The 18,814-nt window shown below is 61.8% G+C and carries 15 protein-coding genes; 5 read left to right on the top strand and 10 right to left on the bottom strand.

Annotation, left to right across the window (positions count from 1 at the left end):
• Positions 1-25: 25 nt before the first annotated feature.
• Together motB and motA are read right to left on the bottom strand one after the other, a co-directional pair.
• Entirely contained in the window at positions 26-1,072 is a 1,047-nt protein-coding gene (gene motB / locus JWU58_RS24855; protein ID WP_041480740.1) for a flagellar motor protein MotB, read from the bottom strand.
• Between the two features lie 3 nt (positions 1,073-1,075).
• Entirely contained in the window at positions 1,076-1,927 is an 852-nt protein-coding gene (gene motA / locus JWU58_RS24860; RefSeq protein ID WP_024011357.1) for a flagellar motor stator protein MotA, read from the bottom strand.
• Between the two features lie 166 nt (positions 1,928-2,093).
• Between motA and JWU58_RS24865 the strand changes: the two genes are divergently transcribed.
• The 4 genes from JWU58_RS24865 to JWU58_RS24880 all read left to right on the top strand — a co-directional run bounded on the left by JWU58_RS24865 (position 2,094) and on the right by JWU58_RS24880 (position 7,184).
• Positions 2,094-3,632: an HDOD domain-containing protein gene (locus JWU58_RS24865; RefSeq protein WP_206421150.1), complete on the top strand. Its 1,539-nt coding sequence runs from the start codon at positions 2,094-2,096 to the stop codon at positions 3,630-3,632.
• Positions 3,633-3,674: 42 nt separating this feature from the next.
• Complete coding sequence (rhdA, locus tag JWU58_RS24870) at positions 3,675-4,499, top strand: thiosulfate sulfurtransferase (RefSeq protein WP_110602719.1); 825 nt, start codon at positions 3,675-3,677, stop codon at positions 4,497-4,499.
• 9 nt (positions 4,500-4,508) lie between these two features.
• Positions 4,509-5,369, top strand: coding sequence for an archaetidylserine decarboxylase (gene asd / locus JWU58_RS24875; RefSeq protein WP_024011354.1), 861 nt, complete (start codon positions 4,509-4,511; stop codon positions 5,367-5,369).
• Between the two features lie 66 nt (positions 5,370-5,435).
• Positions 5,436-7,184, top strand: coding sequence for a molecular chaperone (locus tag JWU58_RS24880; RefSeq protein WP_206421151.1), 1,749 nt, complete (start codon positions 5,436-5,438; stop codon positions 7,182-7,184).
• Positions 7,185-7,288: 104 nt separating this feature from the next.
• On the opposite strand, the gene serB is transcribed toward JWU58_RS24880, so the two are convergent.
• On the bottom strand, positions 7,289-8,503 hold the full coding sequence (gene serB, locus JWU58_RS24885; protein ID WP_016771966.1) for a phosphoserine phosphatase SerB: 1,215 nt from the start codon (positions 8,501-8,503) through the stop codon (positions 7,289-7,291).
• A gap of 134 nt (positions 8,504-8,637) precedes the next feature.
• Between serB and JWU58_RS24890 the strand changes: the two genes are divergently transcribed.
• Positions 8,638-10,149 carry an AhpA/YtjB family protein gene (locus JWU58_RS24890; RefSeq protein ID WP_110644890.1) on the top strand — a complete coding sequence of 504 codons (1,512 nt, stop codon included), beginning with the start codon at positions 8,638-8,640 and terminating at the stop codon, positions 10,147-10,149.
• Positions 10,150-10,379: 230 nt separating this feature from the next.
• Here JWU58_RS24890 and JWU58_RS24895 read toward each other — a convergent pair whose 3' ends face one another.
• From JWU58_RS24895 to cpdA, 7 genes are all read right to left on the bottom strand, one after another.
• The gene (locus JWU58_RS24895; RefSeq protein WP_206421152.1) at positions 10,380-11,090 is read right to left on the bottom strand and encodes a PqiC family protein; all 711 of its coding nucleotides are present in this window, start codon (positions 11,088-11,090) and stop codon (positions 10,380-10,382) included.
• Positions 11,091-11,275: 185 nt separating this feature from the next.
• A complete protein-coding gene (gene parC / locus JWU58_RS24900; RefSeq protein ID WP_024011349.1) occupies positions 11,276-13,540 on the bottom strand; it encodes a DNA topoisomerase IV subunit A in 2,265 nt (754 codons plus the stop codon).
• 7 nt (positions 13,541-13,547) lie between these two features.
• Positions 13,548-14,072, bottom strand: coding sequence for a retropepsin-like aspartic protease family protein (locus JWU58_RS24905; protein WP_206421153.1), 525 nt, complete (start codon positions 14,070-14,072; stop codon positions 13,548-13,550).
• Positions 14,069-15,058: an esterase-like activity of phytase family protein gene (locus JWU58_RS24910; protein WP_206421154.1), complete on the bottom strand. Its 990-nt coding sequence runs from the start codon at positions 15,056-15,058 to the stop codon at positions 14,069-14,071. The genes JWU58_RS24905 and JWU58_RS24910 overlap by 4 nt, the downstream gene beginning before the upstream one ends.
• On the bottom strand, positions 15,058-16,965 hold the full coding sequence (gene parE, locus JWU58_RS24915) for a DNA topoisomerase IV subunit B (RefSeq protein ID WP_024011346.1): 1,908 nt from the start codon (positions 16,963-16,965) through the stop codon (positions 15,058-15,060). The genes JWU58_RS24910 and parE overlap by 1 nt, the downstream gene beginning before the upstream one ends.
• A gap of 41 nt (positions 16,966-17,006) precedes the next feature.
• Positions 17,007-17,615, bottom strand: coding sequence for a YqiA/YcfP family alpha/beta fold hydrolase (locus JWU58_RS24920; protein WP_123443959.1), 609 nt, complete (start codon positions 17,613-17,615; stop codon positions 17,007-17,009).
• 290 nt (positions 17,616-17,905) lie between these two features.
• Entirely contained in the window at positions 17,906-18,721 is an 816-nt protein-coding gene (gene cpdA / locus JWU58_RS24925; RefSeq protein ID WP_016771971.1) for a 3',5'-cyclic-AMP phosphodiesterase, read from the bottom strand.
• Positions 18,722-18,814: the final 93 nt, after the last annotated feature.

An 18,814-nucleotide genomic window follows, 5' to 3' on the forward strand; every position in this document is an offset into this window, starting at 1 on the left:
GACATCACTGTCGGCTTTTTTTCACTTACTGCTTCGGCGCAGGCGCAGGCGCTGCACCCCCCGGCTCGGCCGGTTTCGGCGCCGCATCGTCAAACAGATTCAACCGCTCGCGCAACTCGTGAGCCGGCACTGGCTGTTTGTCCGCCGGCAGCGCATTCGGATCAACCGGGGCTGCCGGAGCAGCACCGTTCTGACCTTGATCCGCCGGTTTCGCCGCCTCAGGCCCCTGCGCACCTTCGATGGCGGCCTGGGCTTTTTTGGTCAGCACGACAATGTCGATGCGGCGGTTGACCGGGTTGAACGGATTTTCCCGATCAAACAACGCCGACGAGGCATAACCGACCACCCGCGCCACCTGCGCATCCGGATAGCTGCCCGCGACCAGGGCACGGCGAGCCGCGTTGGCGCGGTTGGCCGAGAGCTCCCAGTTGCCGTAGTCGCCAGTGCCGATGTACGGCTTGGCGTCGGTGTGGCCGCTGATGCTGATCTTGTTCGGCACCGCTTTGATGGTGTCGGCCATGGCCAGCAGGATGTCTTCGAAGTACGGTTTCAGGCGTGCGGAACCTGAGTCGAACATCGGCCGATTCTCGGCGTCCATGATCTGGATGCGCAAGCCGTTGGGGGTGATTTCGAAGAGGATCTGATCCTTGAATTTCTGCAGTTGCGGGTTCTCGTCGACCTTGTTCTGCAGTTCTTGCAGCAGCAGTTCGAGCCGCTCCTTCTCGACCTGCTCGGCCATGCCTTCAACCTGATCGGTGTCGACCGTGACCTTGTCCGGTTGCGGCTGCGACTTCACTTCCGGGTTGAGGGTGTTTTCCGGCGCCAGGGTCGGCGTACCGCCGAGGTCGATGATGTACGGCGTGCCGCTTTCGGAGAAGCCGACCGGGTCCTTGAAATAACCGGCGATGGCGATCTTCTGTTCCGGCGTAGCGGTGGACAGCAGCCACAGCACCAGAAAGAACGCCATCATCGCCGTGGCGAAGTCGGCGAAAGCGATTTTCCACGCCCCGCCGTGGTGCCCGGCGGCAATGCGCTTGACGCGCTTGACGATGATCGGCTGATTATTTTCCATGACTTAGCGACCGCGAACCGCTTGTTCCAGCTCGGCGAAGCTTGGACGGTGCGCCGGGTACAGAACCTTGCGCCCGAACTCGACCGCCAGCGACGGCGGCATGCCGGACGCCGAGGCCACCAGCGAGGCCTTGATGGCTTCGTAGACGTTGAGCTCTTCCTTGGCATCGTGGGCCAGGGAATGCGCCAGCGGACCGAAGAAACCGTACGCCGCGAGAATACCGAAGAAGGTACCGACCAGTGCCGCACCCACGTGCAGACCGATCGACGCCTGGTCGCCCTCGCCCAACGAAGCCATGGTCACCACGATACCGAGTACCGCCGCAACGATACCGAAACCGGGCATGCCGTCGGCGATGCCGTTGACTGCGTGGGATGGGTGCTCGAGGTCTTCCTTGAGGCTGTACAGTTCCATGTCGAACAGGCCTTCCAGTTCGTGCGGAGCCATGTTGCCGGAAGACATGATGCGCAGGTAATCGCAGACGAACGCGGTCATGCGTTCATCCTTGAGCACCGCCGGGTACTTGGCGAAGATCGGGCTCGCGGCGGCATCTTCGATGTCGCCTTCGATGGCCATCATGCCTTCGCGGCGGCTCTTGTTGAGGATTTCGTAGATCAGCCCGAGCACTTCCAGATAGAAGGTGTGGGTGAAACGCGAACCGAACATGCTCAGGGATTTCTTGAGCACGTGCATCGTCATGTAACCGGGGTTGGCCTGGAGGAACGCGCCAAGTGCCGCACCACCGATGATCATCACCTCGAAAGGCTGGATCAGGGCGGCAATCTTGCCGTGGGAGAGCACGTATCCGCCGAGCACGCTCGCGAATACGACGATGATGCCGATAATTTTAGCCATAGGTAGAAGGTACTTGTTTAAGTCGGGTTCAAGGTCATATTCGGAAGTTAAAAAATCTCTTCTTCTACTTATCGGCAAAACTGCGCCAGACTATAGCCAGTTCAGGCGAAAAGCCAATTTAGCCCATGCCGGGCGCGTCTACAGTCAGTGAAGATCTCGTCCAGACATGGCTAATGAAACGAACATTCCATCGGTAAAACCGAGCACCCTCCAGGCTTGGGTCAAGCTGCTCGACAGCGTTCGCCTGCCCGTACCACAAGAGGCTCACGACAAAGTCTGCCGGGCTATCCGCGACAATCGCAGCTCGCTGCGCGACATCGCCGAGTTGATGCAGGACAGCCCGGCGCTGGCCTTGAGCATCATCCGTGAGGCGAATCGTCACACCCACGGCACCATGGCCGCGCCAGCGGAAAATCTCGAGGTGGCAATCAATCGCCTGGGCCTTGCGCGCACCGAAGAATTGCTCGCGCGCCTGCCCGCCGAACCGCACCGGCAGATCCCCAAGGCCTTGCGTCAGTTGCAACTGATCAGCCAACACGCGACACAGCAGGCCAACGGTTTTTTTGCCAGTCGCCTGGCGCGGCTGTGGCAGGACATCCACTGGGGCAGTCTGCTGTTTTTGTCGCCGCTGTGGCCGTTGGCGCTGACCTATCCGCAGTTGCTCGAAGAGTGGGAACTGCGGGTGATCCACAAGGGCGAGTCGGCGCGTGTGGTCGAAAAGCAATTGTTCGGCGTGCGCCTGTTGAAAATTGCCGAGGCACTGGTCCAGGCCTGGCATCTGCCGATCTGGGTCGAGCAAGGCTACAAGTTGCTGCTCAGCGAACAACGCGAACTGGTCAAAGTGCTGCGCATCGCTCGTGACAGCGAGCACCCACTGCGCCAGCAGAATCGCCTCGACGAGGATCCGACGCTACGCCGCTGGCTCAATCAACCCGCCAATACCGTGCTGCTCGCCAACGGCCTGGCGCTGTCGGCGCAACAGGCCTGGGACAGTCCGCACAGCAAGCGCTGGCAGTACCTGACCAGCCTGTATCTGCAGATTTCCATGGACGAAGTGCAGCAACAGCTGCACCAGCAAGCGGCGAACAGCGCGCGTCAGCATGCAATGCCTGATTTGTGGCACCCGGCGGTTTCGCTGATCTGGCCGTGGGGCACTCGTCGCTTGCCGGCCGGCATGCTCCCGGCCGCAGCGCCGAATGCGGATGACTTGGGCCAATGGCGTCGGCAATGCGCCGAACTGCTCGCCGAGCCCAGCCGCTTCACCAATGCCATGAGCCTGACCGTCGCCGCCCGCGAGGCACTGGTGGCCAGTGGCATGCGTCGGGTGATGATTCTGATGGCCGACCGCACGCACTCGACCCTGCGCGTGCACCAGACCGCCGGTTTGCCGAAGGATGCGGCGGCGCTGAGTTTTGTCGTCAGCCAGAGCAAAGTCCTGCAACGCCTGCTCGCTCAGCAGGCGCAGGTGCGGATCACGCCGGAGAACAACGGGCAATTCTCTGCCTTATTGCCAGCGAGCCTGCGCACGCTGTTTCGCGGCGAGCACTTATTCTTGCGCTCACTGTTGAATAACGGCCGGGTGATCATGATCGTCGTTGCCGATCAGGGCGGCGGGCCGTTCGCCGACATCACTGTGCAGGCCTTCGGCAAAACTGCGCAGTGCATCGAAAAAGCCCTGCACAGCTTTAGCAGCCGCGGCCAATGAGCCTGCGCTACAATCCTCCCCTTTGTGCTCTGGAGACCTCACATGTCTGACTTCTCTGGCTTGCCGCTTGTCATCGAGCCGAGCGACCTGCTGCCGCGTCTGGAGTCCCCGGAACTGATTCTGGTGGACCTGACCAGCCCTGCCCGGTATGCCGAAGGTCACTTGCCCGGCGCACGTTTTGTCGACCCGAAACGCACCCAGCTCGGCCAGCCACCGGCGCCCGGGCTGATGCCGGCGAAGGCCGATCTGGAAGCGTTGTTTGGTGAACTCGGTCATCGTAAAGATGCGGTCTATGTCGTGTATGACGATGAGGGCGGCGGCTGGGCCGGGCGTTTCATCTGGCTGCTCGATGTCATTGGCCACGACAAGTACCACTATATAGACGGTGGTCTGCCGGCCTGGCTGGCGGACGGCATGCCGATGTCGATTCAGGTGCCGGCCGCCGTCGGTGGCCCGGTCTCGCTGACCCTGCACGATGAACCGACCGCCACCCGCGAATACCTGCAAAGCCGTCTCGGCGCCGCCGATCTGGCGATCTGGGACGCGCGTGGGCCGCTGGAATATTCCGGCGAGAAAGTCCTCGCCGCCAAGGGCGGACACATCCCCGGCGCGGTCAATTTCGAATGGACCGCCGGCATGGACCAGACTCGTCAGTTGCGTATCCGCAGCGACATGCCGCAGATCCTCGAAAACCTCGGGATCACCAAGGACAAGGAAATCATTACCCACTGCCAGACCCATCACCGGTCGGGCTTCACTTATCTGGTGGCCAAAGCCCTCGGTTATCCGCGGGTCAAGGGCTACGCCGGTTCCTGGGGCGAATGGGGCAACCACCCTGACACGCCAGTCGAGATTCAAGGTTTTTAAGGACAACTAATGAAAGAGCGTCTGTTTATCCTCAGCCAGTACCTGCTGCCGCATCACCTGCTGTCGCGCCTGGCCGGCTGCATCGCCGAATGCCGTGTGCGCTGGTTCAAGAATGCCTTCACCCAATGGTTCGCCAAGCGTTATCAAGTGGACATGTCGCAAGCACTGGTCGAAGACCTGACCGCTTACGAGCACTTCAACGCATTCTTCACGCGTGCGTTGAAAGACGGCGCGCGTCCACTGGACGAAACTCCGGGCGCGATCCTCAGCCCGGCCGACGGTGCGGTGAGTCAGCTCGGCCCGATCGAGCACGGTCGCGTGTTCCAGGCCAAGGGCCACAGTTTCAGCGTGCTCGAATTGCTCGGCGGTGATGCGGCCAACGCAGCGCCATTCATGGGCGGCGACTTCGCCACCATTTACCTGTCGCCGAAGGACTACCACCGCGTGCACATGCCACTGGCCGGCACCCTGCGCGAAATGGTCTACATCCCGGGCCGCATTTTCTCGGTGAACCAGACTACTGCCGAAAACGTCCCGGAGCTGTTCGCCCGCAACGAGCGCGTGGCGTGCATTTTCGACACCGAACGCGGGCCGATGGCCGTGGTGCTGGTCGGCGCGATGATTGTCGCTTCGATTGAAACCGTGTGGGCCGGTCTGGTCACCCCACCGAAGCGCGAGCTGAAAACCTTCCGCTACGACGAAGCCGCACGTGCACCGATTCATCTGGAAAAAGGCGCGGAACTGGGGCGCTTCAAGCTCGGTTCAACGGCGATCGTGCTGTTTGGCCCGGATCAGGTGAAGTGGGCCGAAGAGCTGGTGGCCGGCTCGCCAGTGCAGATGGGCCAAGGTCTGGCGCTGCCAAAAGCGTGACCCTGTTTGCGGAAGCAGCCGAGGCTGCTTCCGCAAACCGCGGCATTTGCTGCTATGGTTTTGCTCATGAGCCAGACCAACTTATCTCCCAAGCTGCGCGCTCCGACTCCCACGCAAACGCGCCTGTCGTTCTGCGACGCCAGCCCGCGTGATCTCAAGCGCTGGATCGCCGGCCTGCCCAAGGCCAACATCGGCGAAACCGCCCGCCTGCTCTATCAAGGCCTCGGCGAACTGAACCTGTTGCTCACTCCCAGCGACAATCGCCTGCAACTCTTGGAACTGCTGCGGCCCGAGGTGTATTTCGTCTGCCAGCATCTGGAACGGCACTTTCTCCATCAGGCGATCATGCTCGACGAGCGCTCGCGCAAAGTCAGCAACCTGTGTCAGGCGCTGCAAGGTCAGTTGGCCATCGGCTATAAACAGATCGTTCTGCGCATCCTGCCCAAATACAGCAAGGACCGCGCGACGTTGGTCAGCACCGCCTTGCAACGCGCCGCGCATGCCCTGAAGGCGCAACTGGTGCGCGCCACGCAGTTGTACAGTTCACCGCCGGAACATGTGTGGTTCGAATTGCACCAGCTGTATCGCAGCGCGGCGCAATTGCAGCTGCAACAACGGCGGCTGCGCGATGATCTGGCCTTTTTGACCAGCGAACTGAGCGTCGAACAGACCTACATCGCCGCCCTGTTGCTGGGCAGCGCCCGTTGCAATCAGTTGCGCCAGAGCCAGATTGCCCGGCTGGCCGAGGTGATCGAGCCGTGGAGCGCCCTGCTCAAACTGCATCCCGGCAGCGCCGACGACGGTTTGTTCGCCATCAGCCCGGAACTAGATGTCGGCCCGCGCTACCGCAAGATGTTTCGCAGCGAACAACAGAACGGGCTGCTGGGCTTCGATCCGCAACCGCTGGTCAAACAGCTCGAAACGCACCTGCTGCACCAGTCCACCTCGACCCCGTTACCCGTTTCCGCCGGCCTCAGCGTCGACACCCTGCAACATCTGCACGCTACCTGGGGCCAAGCGGCCGAACGCAGCTTTCAACGCATCGCCGGCCAGGGCACGCTGACCGTGTGCGTTGGCATGAGCGCCCTGCACTTCTACCTCGGCGGCGAGCGCACCTTCAGCGAGTTGCTCAAACATCCCGGTGCCCGCGCGGCAAACTTCAGCAGCGTCGTGGCCAGCGGCGAAAAGGACAGCTGGAGTCAGGCGTTCGACGCTGCCCCGCAAAGTAACGATGAGCTGTTGCCGTACGAGGAAATCCAGTACGACCAGTTGAGCGAAGAAGAAGGCCCGGGCAACGCGCCGAATTATCCGACTTACGCCTTGCCGGTGATCAACCATAGTCCCGGCGGTTATTGCCTGGCCTGGCCCAGCGAAGTACCGGCGGAGTTGCAGGCCGGGGAAATGCTCGGCATTCAGGACAGCGAGGGCAAAGGCTGGAGCATTGCGGTGATTCGCTGGATCCGCCAGGTGCGCGGCAGCGGCACACAGATGGGCATTGAACTGGTCGCGCCACACGCACAGCCATGCGGCTTGCAACTGGTCCGAACGAAAGATGATCACAGCCAGTATTTACGCGGTTTGCTGTTGCCGGAAATCAGTGCGATCGATTTGCCGGCCACCGTACTTGCACCGCGCCTGCCGTTTCAGGAAGGCAACAAGGTGTTGATCAACACCCAGGGCGAGGAACACCGCGCCGGACTGGATCGGCGGGTGGCGAGTACGCACAGCTTCAACCAGTTCGCCTATCGCTCGCTGGATCCTGCGCAGAATGGCGGAGGTGAGGAGGATTTTGATTCGTTGTGGAATTCGCTCTAGACCGAGGCGCGGCCTTCGCGAGCAGGCTCGCTCCCACATTCAAATGCAGTTCAAATGTGGGAGCGAGCTTGCTCGCGAAGAGGCCAGATCAGCTTATCGAGATCTCAGAGCTGCCCGTCACGATCCCGGAAACCCAGCAGATACAACACACCATCCAGCCCCAGCGTTGAGATCGCCTGCTTCGCCGACTGCTTGACCAGTGGTTTGGCGCGGAACGCCACGCCCAGCCCGGCAATCGCCAGCATCGGCAAGTCGTTGGCGCCGTCGCCGACGGCGATGGTCTGCTCCAGACGCAGACCTTCCTTGTGCGCCAGCTCCTTGAGCAGATCAGCCTTGCGCTGCGCATCGACAATCGGCTCGATCGCCACGCCGGTGCACTTGCCGTCGACCACTTCCAGCTCGTTGGCAAACACGTAATCGATGCCAAGCTTGGCTTGCAACTGCTTGGCGAAATAAGTGAAGCCGCCGGACAGGATGGCGGTTTTGTAGCCGAGGCGCTTGAGTTCGGCGAACAGGGTTTCGGCGCCTTCGGTCAGGCGCAGCGAGGCGCCGATCGAGTCGAGCACGCTGACGTCGAGGCCCTTGAGCAGCGCCAGACGCTCCTTGAAGCTGGCGCGGAAATCCAGTTCGCCGGCCATGGCGCGCTCGGTGATTTCGGACACTCGATCACCCACGCCGGCCGCCTTGGCCAGCTCATCGATGACTTCCGCTTCGATCAGCGTCGAGTCCATGTCGAACACGGCCAGACGTCGGTTGCGACGGAACAGCGAGTCTTCCTGAAAGGCGATATCGACGTTCAATTCCTGGGCAACGCTGAGGAATTCGGCGCGCAGGGCCTGCGGATCGGCAGCTTCGCCGCGCACGGAAAACTCGATGCAACCCTTGCCCTTGTCGGCCGGTGTGTCCAGCGGCATGCGCCCCGACAGACGGTCGATATGGTCGATGTTCAGGCCATATTTGGCGGTGATCGCGCTGACCGCCTGCAACTGGCCGGCAGTGACCTTGCGCGTCAGCAGGGTAACGATGTGGCGCTTCTTGCCCTGATTGCCCACCCATTGCTGGTAGTCCTCTTCGGACACCGGGGTGAAGCGCACTTGCTGATCCAGTTCGTAGCCTTTGAACAGGATGTCCTTGAGCACCGATTTGCCTTGTTCGGAATCGGGAATTTCAACCAGGATGCCGAACGACAGGGTGTCGTGGATCACCGCCTGACCGATGTCGAGAATGTTCACACCACCTTGTGCCAGAACACCGGTGATGGCCGCCGTCAGACCCGGACGGTCGACTCCCGTGATGTTAATCAGGACGATTTCGCGCAACGCGCACCCCCGCAACTGGAAAAAAACCGCATTCTACCCACTTTCAGTGACCATCGGGCACCGCGAGCGCTTTGCCGGTCTGGGGCCTGTCGCTATACTGCGCGTCAACTTCACGGACAAAGAGCCGAGCTCAAGTGAACCGGCCCACGCCAGTCAAAACCGATAACTTCTTCCTGCTGATCTTCCGTGCACTGCGCCATCGCCGTGTACCGATTGCATTGCGCATTGCCAGCCACAACGTGATCCTGGTCGCTCTGGCCCTGGTGATCTATGCCGGGGTGATGGGGCTGCAATTCAAGCAGGCCATGCACGAGCAGGCCGATGCGCTGGGCGAAAGCCTGACCACGCAGACCGCCACCTCCGCCACCGAGCTGCTGGTGTCCAACGACATCCTCAGCCTCAACGTGCTGCTCAACAACCTGACCAAGAACAAACTGGTCGCCCACGCGGCGATCTACAGCGTGGACAACCGCATCCTCGCCGAGTCCGGTCAGCGTCCCAAGCACAGCCTGCTGGGCGAAGCCGAGGGCATGTACGAGAGCAAGATCACTTTCCAGGACGTGACGGCCGGGCAACTGCGCATCAGCCTGGACATGGATCAGTTCCAGCAGCCAATGACCATCAGCCTGCAAAGCATGGGCATTCTGAGCGCGATTCTGCTGGCACTGTCGCTGGCTCTGAGCCTGCGCATGGGCCGTTATCTGTCGACGCCACTGCTGCAATTGCGCGTGTGGCTGCGCCGCATCGACGCGCATACACCGGGAATCGATCGCCAGGATGAAATCGGCGATCTGGCGCGCCAGCTGCACGCCAGCTACGCCCCGGAACCTGAGCCTGAACCTGAACCCGAGCCGGAATTCGCCGAGGAAGAAGACGAGCCGGAATTCGAAGTGCGTAACCTGCGCGATCCAAGTTTCGACGAAAGCCGCCCGCTGGCCGCGAAGAAACCGGCGCCGCGTCACCTGGTCAGCACCGTCGAAGACGATGATGACGATGACGCCTTCGCCGACCTGCGCGACGAATCGCTCAACGGCGCCGCCCAACCGCTCACGCGCAAACCGAGCCCTGACGTGCCGCAGCATACCGCCGTACTGGCCGTGCAACTGGGTTCGCAGGAACAATTGCGCCGTTTGCCTCGCGCACGTCTGGAAGAACTGCAGGAACGCTATCGCGACTGCCTCGAGCAGGCCGCTTCGCTGTATCAGGGCGAAATCGAAACCCTCAACGATGGCAGCACGCTGTTGCTGTTCCACACCGAAGATTGCGGCGACGATTACCTGACCAATGCCATCTGCTGCGGCGAACTGCTGCGTGCTCTGGGTCATCAGTTGCAGATCGAGGTCGCAGACAGCGGCATCACCCTGCAATTGCAGCTGGGCCTGACCTTGGGCGACGAATTGTTCGGCCTGAGCCAGATTGATCTGCTGCTGACCGATTCGGCCCAGGATGCACTGGCCTTGTCGCAACACAGCCGCAATCTGCTGCTGGTTGAGCGCAAGATCAGCGATGACGCGTTGATACGCCAACGTGCGCGGATCCGGCCGATCGCCAGCCCTGAAGGCGCGTGCTGTGTGGAGCGGTTGATGGAGCCTTATCCATCGATGCTGGAGCGGCAACTGGCGCGGATGCATGAGCGCCGGGCGTAAGGCTTAGGCCAGATACGCAAAAGCCCGCAGATGAGTGATTGTCTGCGGGCTTTTTGTTGCCTTTACTGGCCCTTCGCGAGCGGGCTCGCTCCCACATTTAATCGGCGACGTGCAGGCCGTGTGGGAGCGAGCCTGCTCGCGAAGGGGCCAGCGCTGAAGACGAATAATCTCTGCCCCCCAGACACAACAAAGCCCGCACAAGGCGGGCTCTGTTCTGACGCGTTCCAGCCTCAGAAGCGAAACACTTCCATATCGGTACGAATCGGCGAGGCCATCGGAATCTTCGGCTGCTTCTCGACATCCGCCGCCGGCGCAGCGGGTTTCGGCGCGGCTTTACGCGGTGCCTCGGCCACGGGCGGCTGGTTGGCCAGTGGCTTGAGCGCCACCGACAACTGCTCGGCCAGACGCTGCAACAGAACGCCTTGTGCCTGCACCTGGGACGCGGTGCTGCCGGCGTGCGTTTCCTGCAGGTGAATGATGCGATTATCACGCACCTTGCCGCGACGATCGATCAACCGCCACTGCGCATCGAGAATCGCCGGTTGTTTCGCTCCGGAATCCAGACGGGTGATGGTCAGCAACACCTGCACATCCGGCGTGAACCCGGCGGTAGCAGGCGCCAGCACCACACGCTGGCTGTCCAGGTGACCGGCGACCTGACGCATCAGCAACTGATCGATATCCGACGAAAGGCTGCCAGCCCAACGACCGTCGGTCGCCGCTTGCAGGCTGCCGTCGGGTTGACGTTGCAGCAGGGTTTCGCGTTGCAGGTAATCGGCTACAACCACCGGCCCCAGCAAAACCGCCATGCCCGCGCTTTGCGCAGGCTGAACCGGACTTCCGCTGTCCAGTTGGTACAGCGACACCGGCTGGTGAACGCTGCAACCCGCCAGGCCAAGAACGCCGGCGAGCAACAAAATAAGGGGGCGTAGAGCAGTCATCATCCCGTCCAGGTGGCCGCCACAAGGCTGACCACAGTGAAAATACTCAATAAATATGAAGAACGCTCGGCCACGCCGGCGCTTGAAAGGCCATATCATCCGTGAATATGCGTTCCGACTCCAGCGCCAAAGCGTCGATCTACGCGTTTAATCGCAGATCGAACGCTCTAGGAAGGCGTTCTCGCCTAATTGAGGTTTTCGACGAGCAGCGCATCGACCCGCTGAAAGCCCCGCGGAAGTTTGTTTCCGCGCCGTCCACGCTCACCTTTGTAGTGCTCGAGGTCGTCGGCTTTCAGTGACAGAGTCCGTTTGCCAGCCTGCAACACCAGGGTGGCGCCTTCCGGCAGAACGGCGATGTCCGTGACATATTCTTCGCGACTGGCCACGCGCTCACCGGAAATACCGATGATCTTGTTGCCTTTGCCCTTACCCAATTGTGGCAGATCGCTGATTTTGAAGATCAGCAGGCGACCTTCGGTCGTGACCGAGGCCAGCCAGTTCTGCTCACGATCGGCCACAGGGCGCGGCGCGATGACCTTGGCGTTGTTCGGCAAGCTCAACAGCGCCTTGCCAGCCTTGTTCTTCGCTTGCAGGTCTTCGCCTTTGACCACGAAGCCATAACCGGCATCGGAGGCAATCACGTACAGCGCATCGTCTTCGGGCATCAGCACGCATTCGAACGAGGCGCCCGGTGGCGGCGTCAGGCGGCCGGTCAACGGTTCGCCCTGACCACGGGCCGACGGCAAGGTATGCGCGGCGACCGAATAGCTGCGGCCGGTGGAGTCGATGAACACGGCAAACTGGTTGGAGCGCCCCGCCGCCGAGGTCTTGAAGCCATCGCCGGCCTTGTACGACAAACCGGTAGCGTCGATGTCGTGGCCCTTGGCCGAACGCACCCAGCCTTTTTCCGACAGTACGACGGTGACTTTCTCGTTCGGCAGCAGATCGTGTTCGCTCAACGCCTTGGCTTCGGCGCGCTCGACGATTGGCGAGCGGCGGTCGTCGCCGTAGGTTTCGGCGTCTTTGAGCAGCTCCGTGCGCACCAGTTTCTTCAGCTTGGCTTCGCTGCCCAGCAGGGCTTGCAGCTTGGCTTGTTCCTTGAGCAGTTCGTCCTGCTCGTCGCGCAGCTTCATCTCTTCCAGTCGCGCCAACTGACGCAAGCGGGTGTCGAGGATGTAGTCGGCCTGGATCTCGCTGAGAGCGAAGCGCTCGATGAGCTTGGCTTTCGGGTGCTCCTCGGTACGGATGATGTGAATCACTTCATCCAGGTTGAGGTAGGCAATCAGCAAACCATCCAACAGGTGCAGGCGACGCTCGACCTTGTCGAGGCGGAATTGCAGGCGGCGGCGCACGGTCAGCACGCGGAATTCCAGCCATTCGACCAGCAGCGCACGCAGGTTTTTCAGCTGCGGCTTGCCGTCCAGACCGATGATGTTGACGTTGACCCGGTAGGTCGATTCCAGCTCGGTGCTGGCGAACAGGTGCTGCATCAGCGCTTCGTGATCGACGCGGCTGTTGACCGGGATGATCACGATGCGGCACGGGTTTTCGTGGTCGGATTCGTCACGCAGATCGGCGATCTGCGGCGCTTTCGACGGTTTGGCCTGCATCAGCGCGGCGATCTGCTCAAGCACTTTGGCGCCGGAGACCTGATGCGGCAGCGCGGTAACGATGATGTCGCCGTCCTCGACGTGGTACACGGCGCGCATGCGCACCGAGCCCTTGCCGGTTTCGTACATCTTCAGCAGGTCGGCGCGCGGCGTGATGATTTCCGCTTCTGTCGGATAATCCGGACCCTGAATGTGTTCGCAGAGCTGTTCGACCGTGGCTTTCGGCTCATCGAGCAAACGTACGCAGGCGGTGGCGACTTCGCGCAGGTTGTGCGGCGGCACATCGGTGGCCATGCCCACGGCGATACCGGTGGTGCCGTTGAGCAGAATGTTTGGCAGGCGCGCCGGCAACACCAGCGGCTCCTGCAGGGTGCCGTCGAAGTTCGGCCCCCAGTCAGCGGTGCCCTGGCCCAGCTCGCTGAGCAGCACTTCGGAATAGCGCGACAGCCGCGCTTCGGTGTAACGCATGGCGGCGAAGGACTTCGGATCGTCCGGCGCACCCCAGTTGCCCTGGCCGTCGACCAGCGTGTAGCGATAGCTGAACGGCTGCGCCATCAGCACCATCGCTTCGTAGCACGCCGAGTCGCCGTGGGGGTGGAACTTGCCGAGCACGTCACCGACGGTACGCGCCGATTTCTTGTGCTTGGAATCAGCGTCCAGCCCCAGTTCGCTCATGGCGTAGACAATACGCCGCTGTACCGGCTTCAGGCCGTCGCCGATATGCGGCAAGGCGCGGTCCATGATCACGTACATGGAGTAGTTGAGGTAGGCATTTTCGGTGAAGTCAGCCAGCGATCGGCGTTCTACACCGTCCAGGCTGAGATCAAGGGAGTCGCTCATGCGGGCCTCATCGGTTCGTTGTCTGGCGCAGCAGCATGGTGCCACCGCGCTGGGTAAATTCAAGTCTGTTCAGGGCGCTCATGCCGAGCAGCACCTGATCGCCATGCAGCCCCGGCGCCACCAGTGCGCGGACATCCCGCAGGACGATGTCGCCCAATTGCAGGCGGGCAATCTTCGTTCGATAGCCCTGGCTCAGGCCATTGGCCGTGCTCAGGGTCACGCCGAAACCTTCTTGCAGCTTCAAACGCTTGGCCAGATCCGCCGGGATCGCCACATCGGTGGCGCCGGTGTCGAGCATGAACTCGACCGGCTCGCCGTTGATCTGGCCGCTGGCGACAAAATGCCCTTGGGCATTGCGCGCCAGTTTCACTTCGATAAATCCTTCGCCCTGCTCCGACGTGACCACGATGTTCGGATTCTGCTGGCGCTGTTCCCACTGACCGAAAAACCGCGTCGCGAGAAACAGCGCCGCGCACCAGGCGAGGATCATCAACACCCGACCGGCACGCTTGCCCGGCGGTTGCTGGCTCATGGCCTGGCACTCCAGCCACCGTCCGGCGCGGCAAAGCGCCAGACCACCGGGCGGACTTCGCCATCAGCACGCGGGCCAAAATTGTTGTCGACGCCGATCCACGCACCTTCGGCATCAATGATCAGCGCTTCCTCCAGTCCGTAGTTCTGCGAATACCGACGTTGTTCCTGCAACAGTTCGCCGGCATACGACCAGCACTGCTCGACCTTGGCCGTCTGTGCATCGCGACGGCAGATCTCGAAAGCGTTGCGTTCAAGGGTAAACAGCTTGCCGTTGAACAAGGAAATGTCGGAAAAGTCGCGATGAACCGCTTTTGCTTTCGGAAACTGTGGCGGCTGCATCTCCTTGCCGCCCTCACTGAGCAGCACGCAGCGACCGTCACAATCCCACACCGTCTGCTGGCGCTTGATCAGCAGCAAACCGCGCTTTTGCCGTTCGGCGGCCAGCCATATCTGATCACCGGCGGGGTTGATCGCCACGCCCTCGAAGATCGAATTGAACTTGAGCAGCAGGCCGCTCGCCCGCGCTTCGCGAACCAGCAGCGGCGAGATTTTCAGCCAGTTCGCCGGGCCGCTGACCGGCACCTGCAACACCGCCGCATGGGCCTCACTGACGATGTAGCGATTGCCTACGCTGTCGCAACTGATGCCTTCGAAATCCAGATCGCCACCGCGAATGAACGATGCAGCCCAGGTGCGCGAACTCAAACCCCACGGCAAGCCGCTCTCCGGCACGGGCGGCACGTCGATGTGCACGGTTTGCGCCTGCCAGACCGGATCGCGGGTATCGAGCCGATAGATCTGCTCGTCATCGCGATCGGAAACCGTCCACAGCTCATTGCCGCACATGGCCAGCCCCGACAGATTACCGCCGCGCATGCCTTCGACCGGGTGCTCGGAAAGCAGCCGCAATTGTTGCAGCGGCTCGGCCGACACGCTCAGCGCACTCAGCAGCAACGCACTCGCCAAGGCCCAGCCAAACTGCATCAGGCCAGCACCTCGGCGAGGTTGCCTTTGGATTCCAGCCAGGATTTGCGGTCGCCGGCGCGTTTCTTCGCCAGCAGCATGTCCATCATTTCCGAGGTTTCGGCGAAGTCTTCGCCCAGCGTCAACTGCACCAGACGCCGGGTGTTCGGGTCCATGGTAGTTTCACGCAGTTGCGGCGGGTTCATTTCGCCCAGCCCCTTGAATCGGGTGACCTGCGGCTTGCCGCGTTTCTTCTCGGCCACCAGGCGATCGAGAATACCGTCGCGCTCGGCCTCGTCGAGGGCGTAGTAGATTTCTTTGCCGAGGTCGATGCGGTACAGCGGCGGCATCGCCACATAGACGTGACCGGCATCCACCAGCGGGCGGAAGTGCTGGACGAACAGCGCACACAACAAAGTGGCAATGTGCAGACCGTCGGAGTCGGCGTCGGCGAGGATGCAGATCTTGCCGTAGCGCAGCTGGCTCATGTCCGCCGCGCCCGGATCGACGCCGATGGCCACGGCGATGTTGTGCACTTCCTGGCTGGCGAGCACTTCGCTGCCGTCGACTTCCCAGGTGTTGAGGATCTTGCCGCGCAACGGCAGGATCGCCTGGAACTCCTTGTCCCGCGCCTGTTTGGCCGAACCGCCGGCGGAGTCACCCTCGACCAGGAACAGCTCGGAACGCATCGGGTCCTGCCCGGCGCAGTCAGCCAGTTTGCCCGGCAATGCCGGGCCTTGAGTGACGCGTTTGCGCTCGACTTTCTTGCTCGCCTTGAGGCGGCGGCCAGCGTTATTGATTGCCAGTTCGGCCAGCGCCAGACCGGTTTCCGGGTTGGCGTTGAGCCACAGGCTGAAAGCGTCTTTCACTACTCCGGAGACGAACGCCGCCGCTTCACGGGAAGACAGACGCTCTTTGGTCTGGCCGGAGAATTGCGGTTCCTGCATTTTCATCGACAAGACGAAAGCGATGCGCTCCCAGACGTCTTCCGGCGCCAGCTTCACGCCGCGCGGCAGCAGGCTGCGGAACTCGCAGAACTCGCGCATCGCGTCGAGCAGACCCTGACGCAGCCCGTTGACGTGCGTGCCGCCCTGCGCGGTCGGGATCAGGTTGACGTAGCTTTCCTGCACCGCGTCGCCACCTTCCGGCAGCCACAGCAGCGCCCAGTCGACCGCTTCCTTATTACCGGCGAAGGCGCCGCAGAACGGCTCGTTCGGCAGACGTTCGAACTCGCTGACCGCATCGACCAGATAAGAGCGCAGGCCGTCTTCGTAATGCCACTCGACTTTCTCGCCGGTGCCTTTGTCTTCGAAGCTGACCAGCAGCCCCGGGCACAACACAGCCTTGGCCTTGAGCACGTGCTTGAGGCGGCTGATGGAGAATTTCGGTGAGTCGAAGTATTTCGGGTCCGGCGCGAAGTACACGCTGGTGCCGGTGTTGCGCTTGCCGACGGTGCCGACGATTTCCAGCTCGGAGGCCTTGAAGCCGTCCTTGAAGGTCATCTGGTATTCGTTGCCGTCACGCTTGACCCGTACGCGCACTTCGGTCGACAGCGCGTTGACCACGGAAATACCCACCCCGTGCAGACCGCCGGAGAACTGGTAGTTCTTGTTGGAGAACTTGCCGCCCGCGTGCAGCTTGGTGAGGATCAGCTCGACGCCGGACACACCCTCTTCCGGGTGGATGTCGACCGGCATGCCACGGCCGTCGTCGCTGACTTCCAGCGAATGGTCGGCGTGCAGGATGACCTGCACCGATTTGGCGTGGCCGGCCAGGGCTTCGTCGACGCTGTTGTCGATGACTTCCTGGGCGAGGTGGTTCGGCCGACTGGTGTCGGTGTACATGCCGGGGCGTTTGCGCACCGGGTCGAGGCCCGAGAGGACTTCGATGGCGTCGGCGTTATAAGAACTAGCGCTGGGAGTGGCCATAAGGTCTCGTCGTCAGTCATTCATGAAAGAGGGGCAAGACTTCACAGCGTGGTGAAATCGATTGCCTGATACATATCGGCAGCCATGCCGGCAAAACTCAGCAACGCCGGCAATTGCCCGGCAAAGCCCTGGAAACTGTGGTCGCCGCCAGCCTGGATGCGCAAGGCACAGGCGCGGTAATACTGTTGGGCGAGGCGATAATCCAGCGTTTCGTCGCCGGTTTGCAACCAGACCTGATAACGCTGCGGATCCTGCGGTGGCGGCACTTCCAGTTCGGCCAGCGCCGTGACGTGGTCGTGGGTCAGTTCCCAGGCTTCATCGGTGTAGAGATTCTTCTGCGTGCCCAGATAACCATCGAACATCCGGTGCGGGCTGACCGCCGGGTTGACCAGCAGGGCTTTCAGGCCATGGCGCTCGGCCAGGTGAGTCGCATAGTAGCCGCCGAGCGAACTTCCCACCAGCAACGGCCGGCCCAGCTCGGCGATTGCCTGCTCGAGCTGACCGATGGCTTCGCGCGGATGGTGATGCAGCGCCGGCACGCGCAATTGCTCGCTCAAACCCAGCCGCTCCATGACCGCGACCAGCTGACAGGCCTTCTTCGAGGCCGGCGCGCTGTTGAAACCGTGGATATAGAGGATCGAACCGGACATTTGAGCTCCCTGGCTGTCGGCGAAAGATAGCGGAGTTTACAGGGAGAAGGACCGGGATTGGGGGTGGGTTCAATAAATTGGTGTGACAGCACAAGCTGCCCTCACCCTAACCCTCTCCCGGAGGGAGAGGGAACCGACTGGGGGATATTCGAGAGCTACACCGACCTGAACGTTATGCTGCGAATCCATAATCGATATCGCTGTTTCAGGCCGATGCACAGCCAAAGACACCGAGGTCGGCCCCCTCTCCCTCTGGGAGAGGGCTGGGGTGAGGGTCTTTGATTGTCAGTTCAGTAACCGTTGGAGCCGTAATCGACTGTGAACTCGAAGTCGGTGACTCTTTCGACGCCCGTTTCCAATTTCCCGTCCGGCAACAACCGCAGCCAGCGATACCCCGGCGCCTGCTCGCCCACTTTGAAATCCGCACTCCCCGGCTCGAACTGGATGCACGTCGAGGGCGAGGCCATCAAGCGCACGCCATTGCGGTCGCGATCGATTTCCTGATGCACATGCCCCCACAGCACCGCGCGAACCTGTGGAAAGCGATCCAGCACTTCAAAGAACGCTTCCGGGTTGCGCAGGCCGATCGGCTCCATCCACGCGCAGCCGATCGACACCGGATGATGATGCAGGCACACCAGATGATGACGCTCCGGCGCCTCGCTCAGCGCGCGGGCCAGCAGTTGCAATTGATCATCCTGCAGATAACCCGGCACCGAACCCGGCACCGCCGAATCCAGCATCGTCACCCGCCAATTGCCGATATCGACTACCGATTCGAGCAAGGTGCTCTGCACCGCCGCCTCGGCCATGACCATAGGTTCGTCGTGATTGCCGGGAATCCAGCGCGCCGGGGCATTGATCTGCGCGCTCATCTGGCGGAAGGCCTGATACGACTCCAGCGTGCCGTCCTGGGAAATATCTCCGGTCGCCAGCAGCAGATCGATCTGCGCCTGTTGCGCCAACACCAGGTCGATGACCTGTTGCAGGCTCTCGCGGGTCTTCATGCCCAGCAGCTTGCTGTGCGCTTCAGCGAACAGGTGGCTGTCGGACAACTGCACCAGCAGCGCCGGGTCGGCGCTGGTAATTGTCGATACGCTGGGCAAGGCGCTCTCCCGGGGCTAGGCACGCAATGGATGGGTGCGGCAATTATGCTGGGGGATGACACGAAGGGGAAACCGCCGAAGCGGACGCAGTTC

It is taken from the genome of Pseudomonas atacamensis, from assembly GCF_017167965.1.
In the GTDB taxonomy this organism is placed as follows: domain Bacteria; phylum Pseudomonadota; class Gammaproteobacteria; order Pseudomonadales; family Pseudomonadaceae; genus Aquipseudomonas; species Aquipseudomonas atacamensis.